A 19,727-nucleotide genomic window follows, 5' to 3' on the forward strand; every position below is an offset into this window, starting at 1 on the left:
GTGTACCGGGGTGACCGCCATGGCTGATGCGGACGACGTCCGCCGGGTGGCGCTGTCGCTGCCGCACGTGGTCGAGATCGACAGTGACGGCTTCGACTTCCGGGTCGCCGGCAAGGGGTTCGTCTGGTCGTATCCCGAGCGCACGCCCGGCAGGCCGCGGCGCATCCGCATCGACATCGCCGTGCTGTACGTGGGCGACGAGGCGGAGAAGCAGGCGTTGCTCCTCGGCGAGCCCGACCTGTTCTTCACCACGCCCGCGTACGACGGGTCACCCCTGGTCATGCTGCGGCTGGCGCACGTCGGCGTCGAGCGCCTGACGGAACTGGTCACCGACGCGTGGCGGATGCGTGCCCCCGATTCGCTGATCGGTGACCCCGAGGAGGGCGCCGGCGCGTGACGCCGGCCGTCTCGACGACGGGCCACCGCCGGCCGCTCGCTATCCGTCGAGGATCTGCTCCCGGAGAATGTCCGCGTGCCCGCAGTGCTGGGCGAGTTCGCGCAGGACGTGGAGATACACCCAGCGCAGCGGAAGCGGGCCCCGTCGGTGCCCGGTGAGGATGTCGTCCAGACCTCGCGTGGAGGTCGCCCGGCGTGACGCGTCGCGGGCGTCGCGGTATGCCTGCCGGACGCCGGCGATCGTGTCGCCGTCGTCGAGGAGGAACGAGTCCTCCGACCGCTCGGGGATGCCGATCTCGGCACGCGACCGGCCCGTGACGGCCTCGTCGAACCAGACCTTCTCGACGAAGGTCGCGTGCTTCACCAGACCCAGCAGCGTGGTCCGGGAGGCCACCAGTGACCGGCGTGCCTGCTCCTCGGTCAGCCCGTCCAGACAGCGGTCGAGCGCGTCGCGGTGTTCATCGAGAAACGCCTCGAACTGGGACTGGATCGGCTGCGCGACGACCTCGGCGGAGAAGGTGGGCGGGAAGGACGGCATGGACGGAGCATTCCAGATCGACGCCCGCCGCCCGGCGGACACACGCCGGGCGGTGTCGCGGGTGACCTCGTGCGTCCGGACGAGCGCGGGGCGTCTCAAGCGGGCCGCTGACGTACCGCGACGATCTCGGCATGGTGAGCGACCGCCCAGCCGGCCAGTGCGGAAAGCGGCTCCAGAAGGCTGACACCGAGTGGCGTCAGCCGGTACTCCACGCTCGGCGGCAACGTCGGAAACACCTCACGTTCGACCAGGCCGTCGCTCTCCAGCGCACGCAATGTCCGGGTGAGCATGCGCGGGCTGAGGCCCTCCACGGTCCGGTGCAACTCGTTGAACCGGTACGGATGTCGGCCGAGCAGGGTGATCAGCAACAGCGTCCACTTGTCGCTCACCCGGCGCAGCACGTCGGTGACCGGACAGCGATCGTACTCGCCGACCGGAACCGGCATCGGTAGCCGATGATCGTGCAACGAGGCACTCACACCGGTGTCACCTGTGGACATGAAAGTGCCTTCTTTCGCCGCCGCCGACCCGCTGCCCAGGATGAGGCAGGTCGATGAGCAAACGATAAGGGGGGGGCGACGTGGGCGTCGTGGTGGTCAGTGGCGGTACGAACGGGATGGGACGTGCGTTCGCCCTGGGGCGGGCCGAACGTGGCGACCGCGTCCTGGTGCTCGGCCGCAACCGTGAACGTGGTGAGGCGATGGCCGGCGGCCTGATCGCCTTCCTTCCCGTCGATCTGTCCAGCATGGCCGAGACGCGGCAGGCCATCGAGCAGATCCTCGGCGAGCACCAGGTCGTGGACGCGTTGGCGCTCTTCGCCAATGCCGTGGCGCCGCGTCGCATCGTGACGGGGGAGGGACTGGAGCGCACGTTCGCGCTCTACTACGTCAGTCGCTACCTGCTCAGTTTCGGTCTGCGTCCGGCCCTGGACCGGGCGGCTGCGCCGGTGATCGTGAACGTCGCCGGTGTCGGCGTCACGAAAGGCAAGGTGAGCTGGGCCGATCCACAGATGACGACGGGCTGGTCGACCGTCGCCGCGCAGTTGCAGGCCGGTAGGGCCAACGACCTGCTCGGCGTGGGCTTCGCCCGGCGGTCCGGTAGCCGCGCCCGATACGTGCTCTACCATCCCGGGTTCACCAGGAGCGGTGACCGTAGTGCGCTCCCGTTCGTGGTGCGAGGGCTGCTCGCGGTGGCGGCGGCGGTCGCCGCCCGGTCCGTCGCGGACGCGGTGGCGCCGATTCACCGGTTCCTGGACGCGCCGCCGACCGCGCCGGTGACCGCCGTCGACCGGGGGAAGCGACTTCCGCCCGGCTTCCCGACCCTCGACCCCCATGACGCCGAGCGGTTGATGGACCTCACGGAGAGGCTCCTGCGGTGAGCGCCTGCACGCGCGCCGCGCGGACGCTACGGCTGGAAGTACTCGGACATCATGTCGCCGACCCATTCCGGCTGCCGGACGTCGGCGGGGACGAACTCCTTCAGCACCGGCTTCAGGTCGACGACGGGCGTGCCTGACACCGCGTCGAGGCCCACCACCGTCAGCTCGCGGCCGTCGACGGACTCGATCCGGCAGCACGTCACGCCGATGCGGTTCGGCCGGCGGGGGCCACGACCGGCGAACACGCCCATCGGCGGCAGGTCGGTCCGGCCCCGGTAGGGGCGGGTTTCCCGGAAGTCACCGCCGTCCGGGAACCGGTCGAAGACGAAGAAGACCTCCACGTGGGAGAACTCCTCCAGGCCCTGGAGGCACGCCTCGCCGAAGCGCTCGTCGACGACGATCGTGCTGCGGACGGCGCCCCAGTTGTCGCTGTGCTGGATGTCCGTCCGGTCGTTGCGGATGGTCCCGATGGAAGTGATCTCGAAGCTGCGCATGGTCGGATTCTCCGTTCGGTGGTGGCCGGTCAGGCGGCGAGCAGTAGGGCGCTGATCACCAGCATCACCAGGGCGGTGGCGCCGTGAACGCCGTAGACGGCGGTCGCGGGGCCGTTGCTGCGGCGCACGATCAGCGCGTCTCCGACGGGTATGCCGGTGGCGGCGAGCATGAACCAGCCCACCAGATGGGGTGTCGCGCCGGCCACCAGGATGAGGAGGAAAACGCCCGAGGCGATGTCGCGTACGGCCTTGACGGTCAGCCAGGCCCGGAAGGTCGGATCCTCGGTCGGCGTGTCGGGAATGCCGAAGCCGGCGGCAGCCTGCGGCACCCGGAAGGCGAGCACTCCCATGAGGACGCAGCCCGCGCCGATCAGTCCGGCGAGCACTGTGGCGACTGTGGTGAGCATGGAGGGCATCCCCTGGGTGACGGCGGCCGGTTGCTAGCGGCGCTAGCAGTGAGAGCGACGATAGATTGCCGCCGACAGGATGTCTAGCGCTGCTAGGATCCGGTCATGTCCGCTATCAGCGAGCGCCGCGAACGTGAACGGGCGCAGCGTCATCGATTGATCGTCGCCACCGCGCGCGAGCTGGCCGAGACCGAGGGCTGGGAGGCGGTCACCACCAGGCGGCTGGCGGACCGGGTCGAGTACAGCCAGCCTGTGCTCTACAGCCACTTCAACGGCAAGGACGCCATCGTCGCCGCCGTCGCCCTGGACGGGTTCACCGAACTCGCCGGCCATCTGAGCCGCGCACGGCAGGCCGCGCCCGATCCCGGGCAGTCCCTACGCGCCGTCTGCGACGCCTACCTGGACTTCGCGACCGAGCGGCCGGCCCTGTACGACGCCATGTTCGTCCTGCCCACCGAACTGCGGTTCGCCAGCGCCGAGACCCCGCCGCCGCTGCGAGACTGCTTCGACGAGTTCGTCAACTGCTTCAACCCCGGAGACGAGCGGCGGGAGTTGTCCGCGGAGGTCATCTGGAGCGCGCTGCACGGCATCACGGTGCTGTCCCGCAGCGGCCGTATCCCGGCGGGCGGGCAGGAGGAGCGACTCGACTTCCTCGTCGCCCGCTTCGGGACAGCCGAGGACGGGCCGCTGACCTAGGATCGTGATCATGGACGTTCTCCGATACGCGGCGTTCACCGCCGATCCCGCCGGTGGCAACCCGGCCGGTGTCGTCCTGGACGCCGCCGGGGCGGGCGACGCGGAGATGCAGCAGGTGGCGGCCCAGGTCGGTTACTCCGAGACGGCGTTCCTCGTGCCCGCGGGCGAGGGCCGGGGCGGGGCAGGCGGTTCACGGTGCGCTACTTCAGCCCGAAGGCGGAGGTGCCGTTCTGCGGCCACGCGACGATCGCGTCGGCTGTCGCTTACGCGGAGCGGCACGGCCCCGGTGTGCTGCACCTGGACACGCGCGCCGGTCTGGTCGAGGTCGCCACGAGCGTGCCGGCCGACGGCACCACGACCGCCACGCTGACCAGCGTCGCGCCGCGCACCGTACCCCTGAGCGCCGGCGACCTGGCGGCGCTGCTCGCCGCGTTGCGCTGGGCGCCGGACGATCTCGACGCGACGCTGCCGCCGCGTGTCGCGTACGCCGGGGCCTGGCATCCGATCGTGGCCGCCGCGACCCGGCAGCGCCTGGCGGACCTGGACTACGACATGGCGGCGCTGAGCGCGCTGATGGCCGAGCGGGACTGGACGACGATCGACCTGGTGCACCGGGAGTCTCCGCTGGTGTTCCACGCGCGCAACCCGTTCCCGCCCGGCGGCGTGGTCGAGGACGCCGCGACCGGGGCGGCGGCCGCGGCGTTCGGCGGTTACCTGCGCGAGCTGGGCCTGGTGCAGCCGCCCGCGACGGTCACCGTGCGGCAGGGCGAGGACATGGGCCGTCCGAGTCTGCTCACGGTCGGCATCCCCGCCGGACCAGGCGCCGGGATCGCGGTGACCGGCACCGCCGTGCCCATCCCGGAGGAGGGCGTGCGGTGACGGGCAGCGGGCCACGCGCACCTACCGGCACCGGCCGTCGCACGCCATGACGAAGGCGTTCACCGACGCGGGTTCCGCCTGTGGGCGATCGGCGAACCGCCGTTCTCGCCCGACACGCCGCGCGAGCTGCTGCCCCCTCGAAGCGCGCTGAATCCGGTGCCGGGCGACGTCGGATCCGGGACGGCTCGTTCGTAGTACGGGTGAGAGGCGGCCGCACCGGGTCGCCCGGACAAGGGAGTCATGGCATGCCGCGGTACCTGATCTCGTTCAACGACGGCGCGATGGACCACATCCCCGCCGAGGAGATGCCTCAGGTGGGCAAGGAGGCGCACGCGGTCATCCAGGAGGCCGTGAACGCGGGCGTGTTCGTGTACGGCACCGGGCTCGAACGCCAGCAGGCGAGCATCGTCGGTACGGACGGGGTGGTCACCGACGGGCCGTTCCCGGAGACCAAGGAGGTCATCGGCGGGTTCGTGGTCCTCGACGTGGCCTCACGCGACGAGGCGCTGAAGTGGGCCGCCAAGATCGCCGTCTCGTGCCGCTGCGCCCAGGAGGTCCGGGAGATCATGCCCGACCCCGAGACGGAGGCGATGCTCCGCGCGGCCGGCCGGTGACGGGTCCGACGTCGACGCGATGACGGGGTGGGCGTGGCACCCGGACGGCAGCCACGCCCACCATTGGGACGTCGTCGGCCGCTCCGCAGGCCGGCTCGACCGCGCCCGCGGACAAGGTCGCGACCGGGGCGTGCAGCATGGTGGCCGGGTGATCGAGCAGCAGGACGTCCGCTTCACCTCGAACTCGCCGATCGCCCTGCGCGCCCGCAGGGCGACCGACCCGGGCGTCCGGGAGACCGGCGAGCGACTGGCGGTGGTGACGAAGGAATCCGGAGACATGTTCGTCCGGAACGACCCGAACGAGGACACCGGCCCGGTCGACGCGCGCATGGCCGAGGCGCAGCGCGGGCTCCTCACCGCGTGTACGGCGCTGTTCGGCCCGCAGCCGTGGCCGTTCGCCCCGTCGCCGACGGCGACCAACTGAGCCGGGTGGTGCGCGGCGCTCCGTGGTGATGCGGGTTCAAGCCTGGCCGGCGGCCTGAGCGATGACGAGGGTGTGCTGGTATTCGCGCCAGTGGGCCAGCTTGCCGTCCCGGGTGCGCAACACTCCGATGAACGGCGCGGAGGCGGTCACCCCGGTCGTCGTGTGCGTACCGACGAGTTCGTATTCGACCACTATCACCTCGGGGTCGGCGGTCTCGTGTACGACCACGCCGCGGCAGTCGTCGAATCGCACCGGGAACAACGCCCGGCCCGCTTGCGTGAACTGGAGAACGGTTTGTTTTCCCTCGGTGCGCGTCGGATGGCCGGGTGCGGCGAAGGGCGTCTCGATCACCACGTCATCGGCGAGCGAATCCGCCTCGAAGGTGGGAAGGTTCGCCAGCCACCGGGCGCACATGCCGTCGAAGATCTCCTGTGGTGTCATGCCGACCTCCGAGATAATGAGTGATGACTCGACTTCCGATCGAGAATAATGAGTGGAGGCTCACTTTGGTAGAGGGTCCGCCCTTGCGCGCCGACGCGCAGCGCAACCGGGCACGCATCCTGGACGCCGCCGAGGCGGTCTTCACCGAGTTCGGCACACGCGCCTCCACCGAGGAGGTGGCCCGCAGGGCCGGCGTCGCCATCGGCACGGTCTTTCGTCATTTCCCCACCAAGGAGGATCTGCTCGTCGCACTCATGAAGCGACTGCTCGCACAGCTCGTCGAGGAGGCTGGAAGGCGCGACCTCTTCGCGTTCTTCAGACACACGGTGGCGCAGGCCGCCGCGAAGAAGACCGCTGTCGACCTGCTCGCCGGATCCGGTGTGGACATCCGGCTTCCGGACGCGGTAGGCCACCTGGATGAGGCGGTGGGCAGGCTGCTGGAACAGGCCCAGGCCGCGGGCGCCGTCGCCGGCTCGGTACGGCTACCCGAGGTGATGGCGCTGCTCGCCGGCATGTGCCAGGGCGCCCTGCACGGTGGATGGGACGAGCACCTGCAGGCCCGCACGCTCGCGGTCGTCTTCGCCGGATTCGAGCACGGCTGACGGTCCGGCGTAGTGCACTCCGCACCGGCAGGCCGCGGCCGCCACGGTGAACCGTGAAAACCGGTTGGCGGCCCCGGCGAGCGCTGTTAGCTTTCCGGTGGCCGTGCCGCAGGACGAGGGAGGTGGTACCCGTGACCGCAGTAACGACATGGGTGCTCCCCTCGGGGGTCACGGCCGGGCGATAGGTCGTCCGGGAGCGCCGTCGCACTCCCGAAAGGCACGACCATGCGCTTCACCTCCGAACAGCGCCTCGCCGACGGCGTCCGCGAACGCGAGTTCACCCTCGGCGAGATCCCGGGCATCCTGTGGACGCCCGCATCCACGTCCGCGCCGGCCCCGCTGATCCTGCTCGGTCACCCCGGCGGCCTGCGCCGGATGTATCCCCGCCTGGTGGCCCGGGCGGAGGGCTGCGTCGCGCAGGGCTTCGCGGCCGCCACCATCGAGCTTCCCGGTAGCGGCGACCGGCCCGCGTCCGCCGCCGCCGAGCAGGCCCGCGCCGACCTGCGCCGCGCGCTGGCGGCCGGTGAGCCGGTCGCCGACGAGGTCGTCGACCGGCTCGTCCTGCCGCTGGTCGACAAGGCGGTCCCGGAGTGTCGGGCCGCGCTGGACGCCCTCCTCACACTGCCCGAGGTCGGCGGGCCGGTCGGGTACGCCGGCGGGGTGATCTCGATCGGCGTACGGCTGGCGCTGGTCGAACCGCGCATCGTGGCCGCGCTCCTGTTCGCCGGGAGCTTCGTGCCGCGCGCCATCGTCGAGGAAGCGCGGCGGGTCACCATCCCGCTGCATGTCCTGCTGCAATGGGACGACGAGGGCAACGACCGGCAGATGGCACTGGACCTGTTCGACGCCTTCGGCTCGGCGGAGAAGACGCTGCACGCCAACATGGGCGGGCACACCGGCGTGCCGCAGTTCGAGGGGGAGCCCGCGAACCAGTTCTTCGTCCGCCACCTGAGGACGCCGCCGAGCCCATAGGGTGGGGGCATGGCGCCCGTGACCGGACTGGACCACGTCGTCGTCGCCGTGTCCGACTGGCGGGCCGCCACCGGCTTCTATCGCGACGTCGTCGGCGCCGAGGTGATCGGCGTCGGCGGCGACCGCGTCGCCTTCCGGATCGGCGGCAACCAGTTGAGCGTGCACGGGCCCGGTCTCGACCTCGGCGGCAACGTCGCCCGGATTCCCGTCCGCCCGGGCAACAGCGACGTCTGCTTCGTCTGGGCGGGACCGATCGAGGAGGCGGTGGCGCACCTGCGGCGGCACGACGTCGAGGTGGAGACGGGGCCGGTCCGGCGGGTCGGTGCCGGTGGCGCCGGGACCAGCGTCTACTTCCGCGACCCGGACGGAAGCCTGCTGGAGTTCATCTCCTACCAGGAGGCGCCGTAGCAGCAGTCGGTCAGAGCGGTGACACCACCAGCTCGACGTGGTGCGCCTCCGTCGCGTCGTCCACGGCGAACTGCAACAGCCAGCGGCCCGGCGCGAGCGCGATCTCGTCGTCGCCGTCGGCGTCGCCGACGTAGAGCCGCCCGGAGGGGACGTCCAGGGTCGCCTCGTGCGGATGCCCCGCCACCCGCTGCGACGTCACCCGGATGTCGAGGGTGACGTCGGCCTCTCCCTCGTCCGCCATGGCGGCGTGGACGACCGGCACGGCGACATGGTGCGTGGTGGCGAACACCGGACCGTCGCCGTCGTGGAAGTCGATGTCGAACTCCTCCTCGCAGTCCGCGTCCCTGAGGTAGACGGCACCCCAGTGGTAGGGACGGACCCGGCGCACGTGCCGGCCGCCGGTCACGCGGACCCCACCGGCGGCGCCCAGGTGGGACGCCGGATCAGGCAGAACGGGTGGCCCGCCGGATCGGCGTACACGTGGTCGCCCGGCAGCCGCCGCGCGCCCAGCGCGAGCACCGCCGTACCCGCCGCGTCCTGGTCGTCGACCATCACGTCGAGGTGCATCTGCTGCGGCACCGCCGGATCCGGCCATGTCGGCGGCGTCAGCCCGGCGGCGCGCTGGAACGCCAGCCCGGACGTCGCCGTACTCGCCGACACGACTGTGAAGTCGTCGTCCGCGTACGTGATCGGGTCGCCGAGGACCGCGCTCCAGAACCGTGCCTCGGCCATCGGGTCCGGGCAGTCGACGATCAGGTGGTGGAGCCGCCCGACCGGCACCGCGGTCACCTGGTTCCTGGCCATGTCAGCTCAGCCGCAGGTCGTGCTCGTCGAGGGCGGCCTCGATGATGCCCAGCGCCTTCGGCCCCATGCCGTGCAGACGGGCCAGATCCGCGCGCGGCACGCCGGCGAGCCGGCGCAGCGTGGTGTAGCCGGCCGCGTTCAGCGCCCGCGTGGCCGGTGCGCTGATCTTCGGCAGGCGGTCCAGGGGCGACGTCATCGCCCGATGCTAGACCGCCACGGCACGGCTCGCCTGCCCGTCCCTCGGCGGTCAGGGACGGAATGGGGGAAAGGCCCGACGGGCATATCGGGGCGTTTCCGTATGGGACTCGGGTGGGACGCCGCTGAAGAATCGACAGGCATCCAGACACCGGGAGGTGCCGTGTTCCGACCTACCGTGGCCGTCGCCCTGGCCGCGCTCACCGTCCTGGCGGGACTACCCGGCGCGGCCCGCGCCGGTGGTCCGCCGCAGCGGCTCGTCTGGGGCGAGTGCGCCGACGACCTGCCGAACGTCCCGCCGGATGAGCGCGTGCGATGCGCCCGGCTCCGCGTGCCGGTGGACTGGTCCCGGCCGAACGGCCCGACGTTCGAACTCGCCGTGGCACGCCGGCTCGCGCGAGCGCCGGAGCGGCGGGTGGGCACGCTGGTGTTCGGGCCGGGCGGCCCCGGCGACTCGGGGGTGGAACGCATCCGTAAGGGCGACCGGTTCAGCGGCGAGTTGCTGGACCGGTTCGACCTGGTCAGCTTCGACCCGCGTACGGTCGCCCGCAGCGCCGCGCCCGCCTGCACCCCGGATCCGGCGCTGCGCAAGCCGCCACTCCCGCCGGCCGGTCAGGCCGACTTCGACGCCGCGGTGGCCTACAACAGAGCGCTGTGGAGCAGGTGCCGCCCGACCAGCCCGGTGTTCGACCACGCCGACACGCTCAGCACCGTCCGTGACCTCGACGCGTTGCGGCGGGCGCTGGGCCAGCGGCGGCTGTCCTTCCACGGCAGCTCGTACGGCACACTGCTGGGCCAGCAGTACGCCGAGCGCTACCCCGGCCGCGTGCGGGCGGTCGTGCTGGAGGGCGTGTTCGACCACAGCCTCGACGTGCGGTCCTTCGTGCGGACACAGGCCGCCACGTTGCAGGACTCGTTCGACGAGTTCGTGTCCTGGTGCGACAGGTCGGCCGACTGTGTGCTCCACGAACGGGACGTACGGTCGGTGTGGGCGCGGGTGCTGGGCCGCGCGGACCGTGGCGAGTACGCCCCCCGTACCGCCTTCGACGTCACCGCCGTGGCACTCGGCCTGCTCGCCGGCCCGCGCTGGCCGCAACTCGCGGTGACGGTGCGGGACATGGACGCCGGCACGCCGCCACCGGAGGTGAACTTGCCGCTCTCGGTCGCGGCATTCTGCGCGGACTGGTCGGCGCAGGTACGCGACCACACCGAATACGCCGGCCTGGTCCGGGACGCCGCGGCCGCCGCCCCGGACGTCCGGTACGGCGCCGGCCTGCTGGCCGTGCAGACCTGCCTGGGCTGGCCGTCCCCGGTCCGCAACCCGCCGCACGAGCTGGATGTGCACACCCGCACGCCGCTGCTGCTGCTCAACGCCCGGCACGATCCCCGCACCGGCTACACCTGGGCGGTGAACGTCGCCCGGCAACTCGGCCGGCACGGGCGCCTGGTCACCTACGAGGGCTGGGGCCACGGCACCTACCAGCGCCTGCACGGAGGCAGTGGTGGACCGGTACCTCGTCGACCTGACGTTGCCCGCCCCCGGCGCGCGCTGCCCGGCGAGCTGACCCGGCGCGTCGCTAGGCCGCCGGTCCCGGCGCCCCGGCGAGCGTACGGGCCGCCGGGCGCCGGTGCGGCAGCGCCGCCAGGCCCAGTACGAGCAGCAGCAGGACCGCGCCGAGCAGGAACGGCAGCGACATGGTGGGCTGGCCGAGCCACTCCCACGGCACGTGCCAGCGCGGATGCGGCTCGTTCAGGTGGTGCGTGAGCATCGGCGGCACGCCCAGCAGGATCGGCGCGGTCCAGAACACCATCGCGACGCCGTACAGGACCTTCGCCGGCCCCTGCACCAGCGGCCGTCGTCCCTCGGTGCGGCGGCTGGCCCAGCCGAACAGCACCCAGCCGCCGATCGCGCCCAGCACGAAGGCGAGCAGGCCGGCGGGATAGGCGGTGCCGGGGGTGGCGCGGCTGAGGATGAGGCTCATCGAGCCCTCGGCGTTGAGCTCCACAGCGAGGATGTGATCGCCGCGCTCGGCGTACACGGTGATGTCGGAGGGGATGGTCGCCGGGTCGCATCGCGGACTGCCGGAAACGCAGCCGTACGCGTCGGAGTGGACGGGCTCGCTCTGCTCCCACCCGGCGGCGTCCAGACGCTGCCTCAGCTCGGTGAGGCCGGCGGCCGGCGCCTGGTCGAACGACGCGGTCAGCTCGGCCAGTGCGTACTCGCCGCCGTCGCCGAGCAGCAGCTCGGACAGGAGGTCCCCGTTCAGCGGGTGGCCGTAGATGAGGAACACGGCGGGCGGGTCGTCCTGGTCGAGGTGGCCGGCCTGCCGGTCCGGGTAGAGCTGGCCGACCACGGCGGCGAGGTCCCGGTGGTCGAGCGGGCGGGAACCGAGCCAGGCGAGCCAGGTGCCGAACGAGCCGGCGAACAAGCCGCAGACCAGGGCGAAGACCGCCGCCCAGGCCACCACCGTGCGGCTCGCCGGCCGTCCCAGCCGGGCGCGCAGACCATGGCGTACGAGATTCGCGGCCACCCGGGTACGCCGGTGGGCCGGGCCGACGTCCCGTACCGTCTCCAGGATCTCGGCTCCGCGTGCCCGGCGGTAGTCACGGGGGTAGGCCAGCAGCAGCCAGCGGTGCATGGGTGTCTCCCTATGAGGCCGCGACGGTGGGGTCAGGCGGTGCGGGGCCGCAGGGCGCGCAGCCGGGACTCGGCGGCGGACGCGAGCTGCCGCAGCCGCTCGGTCTGGCGTGCCAGCTCGGCTTGGCCGTCGGTGCGCAGCCGGTAGTAGCGGCGGAGTCGGCCGTCGACCACCTCTTCGTGGCTGAGGTCGACGAGGCCCTGCGCGACCAGCCGGTCCAGTGCGGCGTAGAGCGTGCCCGGCAGCAGGTTGACGCGTCCGCCGGACAGGCCGGCGACCTCCTGGATGATCCCGTAGCCGTGGCGCGGTTCGTCGGCCAGCGCGGTCAGGATCAGGAAGGTCGCCTCACGCATCTCGCTCACTGGAACAACATATACAGTTAATCAATACATGGTCAACGGTCGCCGAGCAGTTGCCGCTCGGCCATGAAGGCACGCAGCGTCCCGGCGTCCTCGGCGGACATCAGCCAGCGGGGGATCACAGTGGCCGGCATCCGTCCGACGTACACGATCCAGAAGTCCGGGGTCTCGGTGACCCGCGTGACGCCGTCCCAGGCGATGCCACCGGACTCCGAACCGCTGCGCATCATGATGTTGCGGTCGTCGATGTCGTAGCCGCCCTCGACGGCGTAGCCGCCGGAGCGGCGCCGGGCCCGCCACCGCACCCAGGGCGCGTACAGCATGGACAGTGCCCCGGCCACGATCAGCGTCGTCCACAACGACGCGAACCGGTCACCCCGCTCCGACGCCTGCGAGGCGACCAAGCCGATCACACCGACCACGGCGAGGGCCGCGCCGATGTAGCCGAACCGGCGCAGCCGGGCGGCGGCGAGCGCGGCGGCCACGCGGGCCGGGTAGGCGGGGTCGGCCGGTACGGCGAAACGGATCTGCACGCCCGAACGATAGTGCCCCGCCCGCCTGTCCCGGGCTGGACCCGCGTAGCGCGCCGGTCAGACCCGGCGCAGCACCAGCGTCACGAACCCCAGCACGCCGCGGTATCCCCGCAGCCACTGGTCGCGGTGCTCCCGGGCGGCGGCCAGCGCGCCGGCGGCATCCGGGTGACCCAGGTTGTCCAGCGCCCACTCGGTCAGCGAGCCGGTCCACGACCACTCGTAGTCGTCCCACTCGGCGGCGTCGCTGACGTGCGCGTACACCGGGGTCCAGCCGGCCTGCTCGGCGGCCGCGACCAGGCCGGCGAGGTCGGTGTGGTCGTCGGGCTTCGCGCCCAGCGCCGCCAGCGCCTCCGGCGTCGGCGGCACCTGCCAGAATCCCTCACCCACCATCAGGATGCCGTCGGCGTTCACGTGCCGACCGGCCAGTTCCAGCGTCCCGGCGAACCCGCCGAACGCGTGCGTCGACCCGACACAGAGCACCAGGTCGTAGTCGCCGTCCGGCACGTACGACCGGGCGTCGCGCTCGTGCAGCGTGAGCCGGTCGGCGAGGCCGCGCACGGCGGCGGCCTCGGTGGCGCGCTCCAGCGCGTGCGGGTTGAGGTCCACGCCGTCGGCGTGCCCGTCCGGGTGGTGGGCGAGGGCCTGCAACGCCCAGGCGGCCTCACCGCAGCCCAGGTCGAGGATCCGGGCGGCCGGCCGGCGACCGGCCCGGCGCAGCAGCCGGTTGACGTTGACGCCGGAGAGCGGGGCCGCGATCGGGTGGTGCGAGTGCGCGATGCTGCTGAGCCGTTGACGGTCCATCGCCGCAGTCAACACGAGGGCGCCCGGCCGGCGCACCCCGGTTGCCGCGGCGGGGGAGGCCGGGCTGCCCGGTGTGCCCCTAGGGTGGCGGCACGGGCGGGAGCGAAGGGGCCCTCCCGTCCACCGTCACCGCGACAGTCAGGTGCGGCAGATGGCCGTCGCGTCGTCGGTGGCGACGCCGTCGCGTGCCTCGGCCTCGCGCACCCGGCGGATGACCTCGGCGGGGCCGTCGGTCTCCAGCAGGCGCAGCAGCCCCGGCCAGCCGGTCAGGCCGAACGTGTCGACGAGACGGCTCGCGCCGTTGCTGAGCAGCGCCGCACCGGTCACGTCGTCGGCGGGGCACTCGCCGGTGACCGCCTCCTCCACCACGCGAGGGTCGTCCTTGGCGACCCAGAACCCGCCGGGGCTGTTCCGCCGGGTCCGCAGCTCCATGAACAGCCGCCGGTACTCGTCGCCGCCCTCGGGCACGTTCTTCAGCCGCTCCTCGAAGGACCGGGCGATCACCACCTCACGCGGATCGTGGGCGACGACGGGCTCACCGCAGGCACGGCCGACGACTGCCACCGCGTCGCCGAGGACCAGGTGCTCGACGGTCCCGCCGGAGAACCGGAGCATCGCCACTGCCGCGAACGGGCTGATCGGGTGGGTGACGTCGCAGGTGTCGCGGTGCTGGTCGGTGACCCGCTCGATGCCCTCGGCCAGCACGTCGCGCAGGCTCCGATCCTCGGACAGCACGCCGAGCAGCGCGCCGCCGAGCCGGGTCGCGTACCAGGCGATGCCGTGGTGGCAGACCTCGCCCGCGCCGGAGATGCCACCGGCGCCGTCGACCAGGACCATGCCGCAGGGGACGGCGCCGGCGAAATCCTCATTGGTACGGCCGGGATGTCCCGCGTCGGTCGCCATCGTTACCCGCATCGCCCCATCATGCCGGGGCCGACCGGAACGCGGTGCCCCTCGCGGCTTGATCTGAAGCGTGGTTGAGGTCCTAGCGTCGTGCTCATCCGACCACTGCTGGAGGTAGAGCACCATGACGACGCCGCACCTGTCCGACGCCGAACTCGCGGGCCAGCCCGCCGCCTACTGGACGGGCGTCGCGTACGAGTCACTGATCGCCTTCACCCGAGCCCAGCAGGCCGCGCACGGCTTCACCCAGCCCCAGTTCTGGCTTCTGCGCAACCTGTCCCCGGACGACCTCCTGCCCGGCGGCGGCGGGCTGACCGTCACCGAGCTGCAGCAGGCGATGGCCTCGTATCTGCGGGCCGAGGACGACCTGGACGCCGAGGCAGAGGTGCTGCTGGAACGCGGCTGGCTCAGCCGCGACGCCGACGGCCGGCTGCGGATCACGGAAGCGGGGGAGGCCGCCCGGGTCCGCCTCAAGCAGCACGCGCCGGCGATCCGGGCCCGCATCCACGAGGGCGTCGACGACGCGGACTACGTCACGACCCTCAAGGTGCTCCGGCGGATGATCAACAACACCGGCGGCGCCGGGTAGCGGACCGGCCCGCCTCAGGAGGCCCGTAGCCTCCGGACGGCCAGGCGGGCACCCTGATGGAGCAGCACGCCGGCGCCGGTGTTGACGACGGCGAGCACCGCCGCGCCGAGCAGTCCGGTGCCGACGTCCATCACGTCGGTCGCGACCAGCAGGGCCGGCCAGGCCAGCGCGGCGGCGACGAGCGACGACCGCCACCAGCGCCCGAGGAGAACCCCGAACAGGATCAGCACCGGGATCATCGCGGGCCACCTCCTGCCGTCGGCTCGTTCGAGCGTACGCCCGGCTCACCCTGCTCATCCGCCGGTCGTGGCCCGTGCCGCGGCGAATCGGCCGTACGGCCGTACCCGGGCCTTCAGGATGAGGTGATGCGCGCCAGTCAGAAGATCCGCCACCGGCACGCCGACGTCGACGGCCTGGAGGTGTTCCTCCGCGAGGCCGGACGCCCCGGCGACCCGGCGGTGCTGCTGCTGCACGGATTTCCCAGCTCGTCGCACACGTTCCGCGAGGTCATGCCCGCGCTGGCCGATATCGCGTACGTGCTCGCGCCCGACCTGCCCGGCTTCGGCATGTCCTCGTCGCCGACAGTCGCCGAGTACGACTACACGTTCGAGAACCTGTCGTGGACGGTCGAGCGGCTCCTCGGCCGGCTTGGCGTGGACCGCTTCTTCGTCTACCTGCACGACTTCGGCGCGCCGGTCGGATACCACCTGGCCACCCGCGCCCCGCAAAGGATCCGCGGCCTCGTCGTGCAGAGCGGCAACGCGCACGCCGACGGGCTCGGCGCGCAGTGGGACACCGCGCGGGCGTACTGGGCCGACCCGGGCGACGACACCCGCGCCGCGCTGCCGGACTGGCTGACCTTCGCCGGCACCCGGGACCAGTACCTCGCCGGGCTGCCCGGCCACGTACGCCCGTTGCAGGCGCCCGAGGCGTGGCACCTGGACTGGGAGCGGATGACCCGGCCCGGCAACGTCGAGGCGCAGTTCGCGCTGTTCACCGACTACGCGAACCATGTCGCCCGGTTCGGCGAGATCGCCGCGTACCACAGCGCCTGCCAGCCGCCGGCGCTCGTGCTGTGGGGCCGGCACGACGCCTACTTCGACGTGGACGAGGTCCTCGCGTACCACCGCGCGCTCGACCGGATGGACGCGCACATCTACGACGGCGGCCACCTGCTGCTGGAGACCCACGCGGCCGAGTGTGCCGCGCTCATGCGCGCGTTCGTCCGGGACCACTCGTGAGCCGGGATGCTGTACGACCACACGCCCGGTCGACCGGAGCTGAACTCACGGAGCGGCCGGCGGCTTCGCCTTCTGCGGGTGGATCGTCTCGTGGCGGGCCAGCATGGCGACGAACTCCCCGATCTTGCGCTGCCGGGTCTCCGCGCGCTTGACCGCGTTGAGCCGGTGGATGAGCGCGAACCTGTTGGCGCTGGTGAGCACGTCGAACATGGCCTGGGCGGCGGGCTCGACGGCGATGGCGGCGAGCAGGTCGGCGGGCACCTCGGCCTCCGACGGCGGTGCGTAGGCCGCCGCCCACCGGCCGTCCGCCTTCGCGGCCTCCACCGCGGCCCGGCCCGCGGGCGTCATCCGCCCCTCCGACTCCAGCCGGGCCACGTGCGCGACGTTGCGCTGCGACCAGGCGCTGCGCGCCCGGCGCGGGGTGTAGCGGATCCAGGAGCTCTCGTGGTCGCGCTTGCGGGCCTGCCCGTCGATCCAGCCGAAGCACAGCGCCTCGTCGACCGCCTGCTGCCAGGTCAGCGTGGTGATCGTGCCGCCCTTGCGGCCCAGCGCCAGCCAGACACCGGGCGACGTGCCGTGGTTGGCGGACAGCCAGGCGCGCAGCGCGTCCGCGTCGGGCACGATCAGCTCGTCCAACTCCTCGCTCGCCATGGCCGGAAGGCTATGCCAGGGGTACGACGTCAAGACCGGGCGCGCCGCCCGGCCGCCCGCTGCTCGCCGTCGGTCGACGGCTCGGCCGCCGGCTGGTCGCCGTCGGGCGGCAGGTCGGCCGCCCGTCGCAGCCGCCGTCCGGCGACCAGCATCGCCACGCCTGCGCCGGCGAGCCCTGCGCCGATCAGTCCGCCCGCGATCCCCGCCGCCGGATCGCGCTCCCGGAACGCGTACGTGACGGCCGAGGTGAGGATCGGCGCACCGAGGGTGATCGCCATCCAGCCGCCGAGGATGTCCTCCTTGCCGGCGAAGGCGTTCGTGGTGATGAGGAAGAGCAGCACCATGGCTGCGGCGAAGCCGACGAGGAACAACGCCGCGAGGATCAGCGCGGGGTCGCGCGGGAGCAGCCCGGCGGCCGCGGCGAGCACGTAGATGATCGCCGCCGCGATGAGGTTCGCGAGTACGTTCGTCATCACGTTCGCGATGAACCTTCGCAGGCCGCCGCGCCCGGTGCCGGCCGGTGCGGTCACGACGTCCGCGAATCGTGCGCCCGGCGGGCCGCCAGCAACTCGTCCAGGTGCCGCTCGCTCCACGAGCGGGCGGCCGCGACGAGCGTCAGCAGGCTGCGGCCCAGCGGCGTCAGCGCGTACTCCACGCGCGGCGGGTTCTCGTCGTAGGCGCTCCGCGTGAGCAGCCCGTCGCGTTCCATCGCCCGCAACGTCTCGGCCAGCACCTTCGGCGTGATCGTGCGCAGCGGCACCCGCAGCTCGGTGAACCGGCGGGTCCGCGACCTCGCCCGCCACCCCGACCTCACCTCCGCGGTACGCGGCGACATCACCGACCCGGAGACGGTCGCCTCCATCGGGTACGGGCACGACGCCGTCGTCCACGCGGTCAGCCCGGCCTCCGGTCCGGAGGCGCTCGCCGCCGCCGGCCTCGATCCGGAGTTCTTCGTCCGCTCGGCCGACGCGCTGCTGCACGGCCTGGCCCGCTCAGGTGTGCCGCGGCTCGTGGCGGTCGGCCTGTTCGCCACGCTCACCGACGCGCACGGCCGGCCCCTCTACGACGACCCGGCCGTCCTGCCCGCCGAGTTGCGGCCGTTCGCGCTCAGCCACGCCGCCGGCCTGGACCGGCTCCGCGCGGCGGACACCACAGTCGACTGGCTGGTGCTCACCCCGCCCGCCGCGCTCGACGTGGACGGCGCTCGCACCGGCCGTTACCGACTCGGCGGCGAGCAGGCCCCGGCGTCGGCGCACCTGTCGTACGCCGATCTGGCGGTCGCGGTGGTCGACGAGATCGAGCCGCCGCGCCACCACCGCACCCGGGTCTCCGTGTTCGGCTAGCTAGCCGTCCGCCGCGTTGTGCCGCGCGACCAGGTCCGGCAGCTCGTTCAGTGAGTCGATGCGGAACAGGCACCGGTCGGCCACGTCCGGCATGTCGAGGATGTGGCCCCACGGTCCGCGCCGGATCAGGCACGCGGTCATGCCGGCGGCCATCGCCGGGGCGGCGTCGTTGTCCGGCCGGTCACCGACGTACAGGATCGCCGACGCGTCGCCGCCGCCCTCGCGGACGACCCGGTCGAAGAACTCCGGCGCCGGTTTCGCCACGCCCCATGCCGCCGATGTGCCGATCACGTCGACCGCCAGGTCCAGCGCCCGCAGCGTCGCCTCGGCGTGCTCCGGCTGGTTGCCGGCCAGGCCGACGCGCAGTCCCTGCTCCCGCAGGGCCGCCAGGCAGGCCCGCGCGTCCGGGTAGAGATCCTCGTCGCCGAACGACTCCGGGTCGCCGGCCGCGACCCGGCGGGCGAGTTCGGCGGTGAGGTCGAAGTCGGGCCGGAAGGCCCGGAACACCTCCTGGTAGTCCAGCCCGCGGGCGATCACCGCGCCGAAGACCGCGGAGAACGTGTGCCTCGGTACGCCGAGCCAGTCCGCCCAGGTCGCGAACTCGCGCGTCTCGTCGAGGATCGTCCCGCCCACGTCGAAGAACACCGCCCGGATCATCCGCGGATCGTACTGTCGTTGATCAGCCTGTGGGGGCGGCCCGGGTGGCGCAGACTGCCCGCATGAATTCCGCCTTCCTCCCCGAACCGCCGCAGAGTCCGGCGGCGAAAGCCGCGTACGAGGACGACCTCGCCGCGGACGGCTACGTCAACAACCTCACCCTCGTCTGGTGCTGGCGTCCGGACGTGCTGATGTCGTTCCAGAACACGCGCACCGAGTTGCTGTCCGAGTCCACGTTGTCCTCGCGGGAGGTGGCCGTGCTGGTCGCCGCCACCGCCGCCGCCCGCGGTGACTCGTACTGCGCGCTGGCCTGGGGCGTGCGGCTGGCCGGGATGAGCGACGAGGCGACCGCCGCCGGGGTGCTGCGCGGCGACGAGGCGGACCTGTCCGCGCGGGAGACGGCGCTGGCCGACTGGGCCCGCCGGGTCGTGACGGACCCGAACGCCACCACCGACGCCGACGCGCGACGCCTGCGCGACGCCGGCCTGAGCGACCGGGAGATCTTCGAGGCGACCACGCTGATCGCGTTCCGGCTGGCCTTCTCCACTGTCAACGACGCGCTCGGCGCGCGGCCGGACGCGCAACTGGCGGAGAAGGCGCCACGGCTCGTCCGGGAGGCGGTGACGTTCGGCCGCGCGGTCTGAACGAGCGCGCCCGTGCCTCGGCCGGGCCGCCTCGGGGCAGCGGCCCGCCAGGTGACCGGAGATCATCGTCTGGTGACCGACGCCGCCGCGTACACCTTGGCCGTTCCGCCGTTGTTCGC

At 72.7% G+C, this 19,727-nt stretch carries 30 protein-coding genes and 2 pseudogenes; 14 read left to right on the top strand and 18 right to left on the bottom strand.

Features of this window, described 5'->3' with window-relative positions:
• Window positions 1-19: 19 nt before the first annotated feature.
• Window positions 20-397, top strand: coding sequence for an MmcQ/YjbR family DNA-binding protein (locus ACFYO8_RS26965; RefSeq protein ID WP_387257715.1), 378 nt, complete (start codon window positions 20-22; stop codon window positions 395-397).
• A gap of 39 nt (window positions 398-436) precedes the next feature.
• Here ACFYO8_RS26965 and ACFYO8_RS26970 read toward each other — a convergent pair whose 3' ends face one another.
• Together ACFYO8_RS26970 and ACFYO8_RS26975 are read right to left on the bottom strand one after the other, a co-directional pair.
• Entirely contained in the window at window positions 437-934 is a 498-nt protein-coding gene (locus tag ACFYO8_RS26970; protein ID WP_387257717.1) for a DinB family protein, read from the bottom strand.
• Window positions 935-1,029: 95 nt separating this feature from the next.
• Window positions 1,030-1,434: a winged helix-turn-helix transcriptional regulator gene (locus tag ACFYO8_RS26975; RefSeq protein ID WP_387257719.1), complete on the bottom strand. Its 405-nt coding sequence runs from the start codon at window positions 1,432-1,434 to the stop codon at window positions 1,030-1,032.
• An 80-nt stretch (window positions 1,435-1,514) separates the two neighbouring features.
• On the opposite strand from ACFYO8_RS26975, the gene ACFYO8_RS26980 reads away from it, so the two are divergent.
• Entirely contained in the window at window positions 1,515-2,312 is a 798-nt protein-coding gene (locus ACFYO8_RS26980) for an SDR family NAD(P)-dependent oxidoreductase (RefSeq protein WP_354873724.1), read from the top strand.
• A 26-nt stretch (window positions 2,313-2,338) separates the two neighbouring features.
• On the opposite strand, the gene ACFYO8_RS26985 is transcribed toward ACFYO8_RS26980, so the two are convergent.
• Together ACFYO8_RS26985 and ACFYO8_RS26990 are read right to left on the bottom strand one after the other, a co-directional pair.
• Entirely contained in the window at window positions 2,339-2,806 is a 468-nt protein-coding gene (locus ACFYO8_RS26985) for an SAM-dependent methyltransferase (RefSeq protein ID WP_354873722.1), read from the bottom strand.
• A 29-nt stretch (window positions 2,807-2,835) separates the two neighbouring features.
• Window positions 2,836-3,213 (bottom strand): DUF4267 domain-containing protein, encoded by a 378-nt coding sequence (locus ACFYO8_RS26990; protein ID WP_354873720.1) that lies wholly within the window; start codon window positions 3,211-3,213, stop codon window positions 2,836-2,838.
• Window positions 3,214-3,318: 105 nt separating this feature from the next.
• Between ACFYO8_RS26990 and ACFYO8_RS26995 the strand changes: the two genes are divergently transcribed.
• The 4 genes and pseudogenes from ACFYO8_RS26995 (at window position 3,319) to ACFYO8_RS27010 (ending at window position 5,826) form a co-directional block, all read left to right on the top strand.
• Window positions 3,319-3,909 carry a TetR/AcrR family transcriptional regulator gene (locus tag ACFYO8_RS26995; protein WP_354873718.1) on the top strand — a complete coding sequence of 197 codons (591 nt, stop codon included), beginning with the start codon at window positions 3,319-3,321 and terminating at the stop codon, window positions 3,907-3,909.
• A gap of 10 nt (window positions 3,910-3,919) precedes the next feature.
• A pseudogene (locus ACFYO8_RS27000) lies at window positions 3,920-4,788 on the top strand (PhzF family phenazine biosynthesis protein).
• Between the two features lie 245 nt (window positions 4,789-5,033).
• Window positions 5,034-5,402, top strand: a complete 369-nt coding sequence (locus tag ACFYO8_RS27005) for a YciI family protein (protein ID WP_354873714.1) — start codon at window positions 5,034-5,036, stop codon at window positions 5,400-5,402.
• Window positions 5,403-5,550: 148 nt separating this feature from the next.
• Window positions 5,551-5,826 (top strand): hypothetical protein, encoded by a 276-nt coding sequence (locus ACFYO8_RS27010; RefSeq protein WP_354873712.1) that lies wholly within the window; start codon window positions 5,551-5,553, stop codon window positions 5,824-5,826.
• 36 nt (window positions 5,827-5,862) lie between these two features.
• Here the strand turns inward: ACFYO8_RS27010 and ACFYO8_RS27015 are convergent, their stop codons facing one another.
• Window positions 5,863-6,267 carry a nuclear transport factor 2 family protein gene (locus ACFYO8_RS27015; RefSeq protein WP_354873710.1) on the bottom strand — a complete coding sequence of 135 codons (405 nt, stop codon included), beginning with the start codon at window positions 6,265-6,267 and terminating at the stop codon, window positions 5,863-5,865.
• Between the two features lie 83 nt (window positions 6,268-6,350).
• Between ACFYO8_RS27015 and ACFYO8_RS27020 the strand changes: the two genes are divergently transcribed.
• The 3 genes from ACFYO8_RS27020 (at window position 6,351) to ACFYO8_RS27030 (ending at window position 8,249) form a co-directional block, all read left to right on the top strand.
• Window positions 6,351-6,869: a helix-turn-helix domain-containing protein gene (locus ACFYO8_RS27020; RefSeq protein WP_354873708.1), complete on the top strand. Its 519-nt coding sequence runs from the start codon at window positions 6,351-6,353 to the stop codon at window positions 6,867-6,869.
• A gap of 225 nt (window positions 6,870-7,094) precedes the next feature.
• The gene (locus tag ACFYO8_RS27025) at window positions 7,095-7,841 is read left to right on the top strand and encodes an alpha/beta hydrolase (RefSeq protein WP_387257721.1); all 747 of its coding nucleotides are present in this window, start codon (window positions 7,095-7,097) and stop codon (window positions 7,839-7,841) included.
• Between the two features lie 9 nt (window positions 7,842-7,850).
• On the top strand, window positions 7,851-8,249 hold the full coding sequence (locus ACFYO8_RS27030) for a VOC family protein (RefSeq protein ID WP_387257722.1): 399 nt from the start codon (window positions 7,851-7,853) through the stop codon (window positions 8,247-8,249).
• A 10-nt stretch (window positions 8,250-8,259) separates the two neighbouring features.
• On the opposite strand, the gene ACFYO8_RS27035 is transcribed toward ACFYO8_RS27030, so the two are convergent.
• Genes ACFYO8_RS27035 through ACFYO8_RS27045 form a run of 3 tightly spaced genes read right to left on the bottom strand, consistent with a single transcriptional unit; the run spans window position 8,260 to window position 9,249 of the window.
• Window positions 8,260-8,655 carry a hypothetical protein gene (locus tag ACFYO8_RS27035; protein WP_354873702.1) on the bottom strand — a complete coding sequence of 132 codons (396 nt, stop codon included), beginning with the start codon at window positions 8,653-8,655 and terminating at the stop codon, window positions 8,260-8,262.
• Window positions 8,652-9,053 carry a VOC family protein gene (locus ACFYO8_RS27040; protein WP_354873700.1) on the bottom strand — a complete coding sequence of 134 codons (402 nt, stop codon included), beginning with the start codon at window positions 9,051-9,053 and terminating at the stop codon, window positions 8,652-8,654. The genes ACFYO8_RS27035 and ACFYO8_RS27040 overlap by 4 nt, the downstream gene beginning before the upstream one ends.
• A gap of 1 nt (window position 9,054) precedes the next feature.
• Complete coding sequence (locus ACFYO8_RS27045) at window positions 9,055-9,249, bottom strand: DNA-binding protein (protein WP_354873698.1); 195 nt, start codon at window positions 9,247-9,249, stop codon at window positions 9,055-9,057.
• Window positions 9,250-9,411: 162 nt separating this feature from the next.
• Between ACFYO8_RS27045 and ACFYO8_RS27050 the strand changes: the two are divergent.
• A pseudogene (locus tag ACFYO8_RS27050) lies at window positions 9,412-10,813 on the top strand (alpha/beta hydrolase).
• A 12-nt stretch (window positions 10,814-10,825) separates the two neighbouring features.
• Here the strand turns inward: ACFYO8_RS27050 and ACFYO8_RS27055 are convergent.
• From ACFYO8_RS27055 to ACFYO8_RS27075, 5 genes are all read right to left on the bottom strand, one after another.
• Window positions 10,826-11,887 carry a hypothetical protein gene (locus tag ACFYO8_RS27055; protein ID WP_354873696.1) on the bottom strand — a complete coding sequence of 354 codons (1,062 nt, stop codon included), beginning with the start codon at window positions 11,885-11,887 and terminating at the stop codon, window positions 10,826-10,828.
• Between the two features lie 32 nt (window positions 11,888-11,919).
• Entirely contained in the window at window positions 11,920-12,240 is a 321-nt protein-coding gene (locus ACFYO8_RS27060; protein WP_354873776.1) for a PadR family transcriptional regulator, read from the bottom strand.
• A 41-nt stretch (window positions 12,241-12,281) separates the two neighbouring features.
• Window positions 12,282-12,779: a YcxB family protein gene (locus tag ACFYO8_RS27065; RefSeq protein ID WP_354873695.1), complete on the bottom strand. Its 498-nt coding sequence runs from the start codon at window positions 12,777-12,779 to the stop codon at window positions 12,282-12,284.
• Between the two features lie 57 nt (window positions 12,780-12,836).
• A complete protein-coding gene (locus tag ACFYO8_RS27070; RefSeq protein ID WP_354873693.1) occupies window positions 12,837-13,580 on the bottom strand; it encodes a class I SAM-dependent methyltransferase in 744 nt (247 codons plus the stop codon).
• 138 nt (window positions 13,581-13,718) lie between these two features.
• Entirely contained in the window at window positions 13,719-14,495 is a 777-nt protein-coding gene (locus ACFYO8_RS27075; protein ID WP_354873691.1) for a hypothetical protein, read from the bottom strand.
• A gap of 112 nt (window positions 14,496-14,607) precedes the next feature.
• Here ACFYO8_RS27075 and ACFYO8_RS27080 point away from each other — a divergent pair, with 112 nt between their 5' ends.
• A complete protein-coding gene (locus ACFYO8_RS27080) occupies window positions 14,608-15,072 on the top strand; it encodes a MarR family winged helix-turn-helix transcriptional regulator (protein WP_354873689.1) in 465 nt (154 codons plus the stop codon).
• 14 nt (window positions 15,073-15,086) lie between these two features.
• Here the strand turns inward: ACFYO8_RS27080 and ACFYO8_RS27085 are convergent, their stop codons facing one another.
• Complete coding sequence (locus ACFYO8_RS27085) at window positions 15,087-15,311, bottom strand: hypothetical protein (protein ID WP_354873687.1); 225 nt, start codon at window positions 15,309-15,311, stop codon at window positions 15,087-15,089.
• Window positions 15,312-15,437: 126 nt separating this feature from the next.
• Between ACFYO8_RS27085 and ACFYO8_RS27090 the strand changes: the two genes are divergently transcribed.
• Window positions 15,438-16,313 carry an alpha/beta hydrolase gene (locus ACFYO8_RS27090; RefSeq protein WP_354873685.1) on the top strand — a complete coding sequence of 292 codons (876 nt, stop codon included), beginning with the start codon at window positions 15,438-15,440 and terminating at the stop codon, window positions 16,311-16,313.
• A 45-nt stretch (window positions 16,314-16,358) separates the two neighbouring features.
• Here ACFYO8_RS27090 and ACFYO8_RS27095 read toward each other — a convergent pair whose 3' ends face one another.
• Genes ACFYO8_RS27095 through ACFYO8_RS27105 form a run of 3 tightly spaced genes read right to left on the bottom strand, consistent with a single transcriptional unit; the run spans window position 16,359 to window position 17,724 of the window.
• Window positions 16,359-16,964, bottom strand: a complete 606-nt coding sequence (locus ACFYO8_RS27095) for a YdeI/OmpD-associated family protein (RefSeq protein WP_354873683.1) — start codon at window positions 16,962-16,964, stop codon at window positions 16,359-16,361.
• 29 nt (window positions 16,965-16,993) lie between these two features.
• Complete coding sequence (locus tag ACFYO8_RS27100; RefSeq protein WP_354873681.1) at window positions 16,994-17,437, bottom strand: diguanylate cyclase; 444 nt, start codon at window positions 17,435-17,437, stop codon at window positions 16,994-16,996.
• A 53-nt stretch (window positions 17,438-17,490) separates the two neighbouring features.
• Window positions 17,491-17,724, bottom strand: a complete 234-nt coding sequence (locus ACFYO8_RS27105) for a helix-turn-helix domain-containing protein (protein WP_354873679.1) — start codon at window positions 17,722-17,724, stop codon at window positions 17,491-17,493.
• Between ACFYO8_RS27105 and ACFYO8_RS27110 the strand changes: the two genes are divergently transcribed.
• Entirely contained in the window at window positions 17,705-18,307 is a 603-nt protein-coding gene (locus ACFYO8_RS27110) for an NAD(P)H-binding protein (RefSeq protein ID WP_354873677.1), read from the top strand. The genes ACFYO8_RS27105 and ACFYO8_RS27110 overlap by 20 nt on opposite strands.
• On the opposite strand, the gene ACFYO8_RS27115 is transcribed toward ACFYO8_RS27110, so the two are convergent.
• Window positions 18,308-18,964, bottom strand: a complete 657-nt coding sequence (locus ACFYO8_RS27115; protein ID WP_354873675.1) for an HAD family hydrolase — start codon at window positions 18,962-18,964, stop codon at window positions 18,308-18,310.
• A gap of 62 nt (window positions 18,965-19,026) precedes the next feature.
• Between ACFYO8_RS27115 and ACFYO8_RS27120 the strand changes: the two genes are divergently transcribed.
• Window positions 19,027-19,608 (top strand): hypothetical protein, encoded by a 582-nt coding sequence (locus tag ACFYO8_RS27120; RefSeq protein WP_354873673.1) that lies wholly within the window; start codon window positions 19,027-19,029, stop codon window positions 19,606-19,608.
• Window positions 19,609-19,727 lie beyond the last annotated feature (119 nt).

The sequence above is a fragment of the Micromonospora sp. NPDC005257 genome (genome assembly GCF_042872445.1).
GTDB lineage: Bacteria > Actinomycetota > Actinomycetes > Mycobacteriales > Micromonosporaceae > Micromonospora.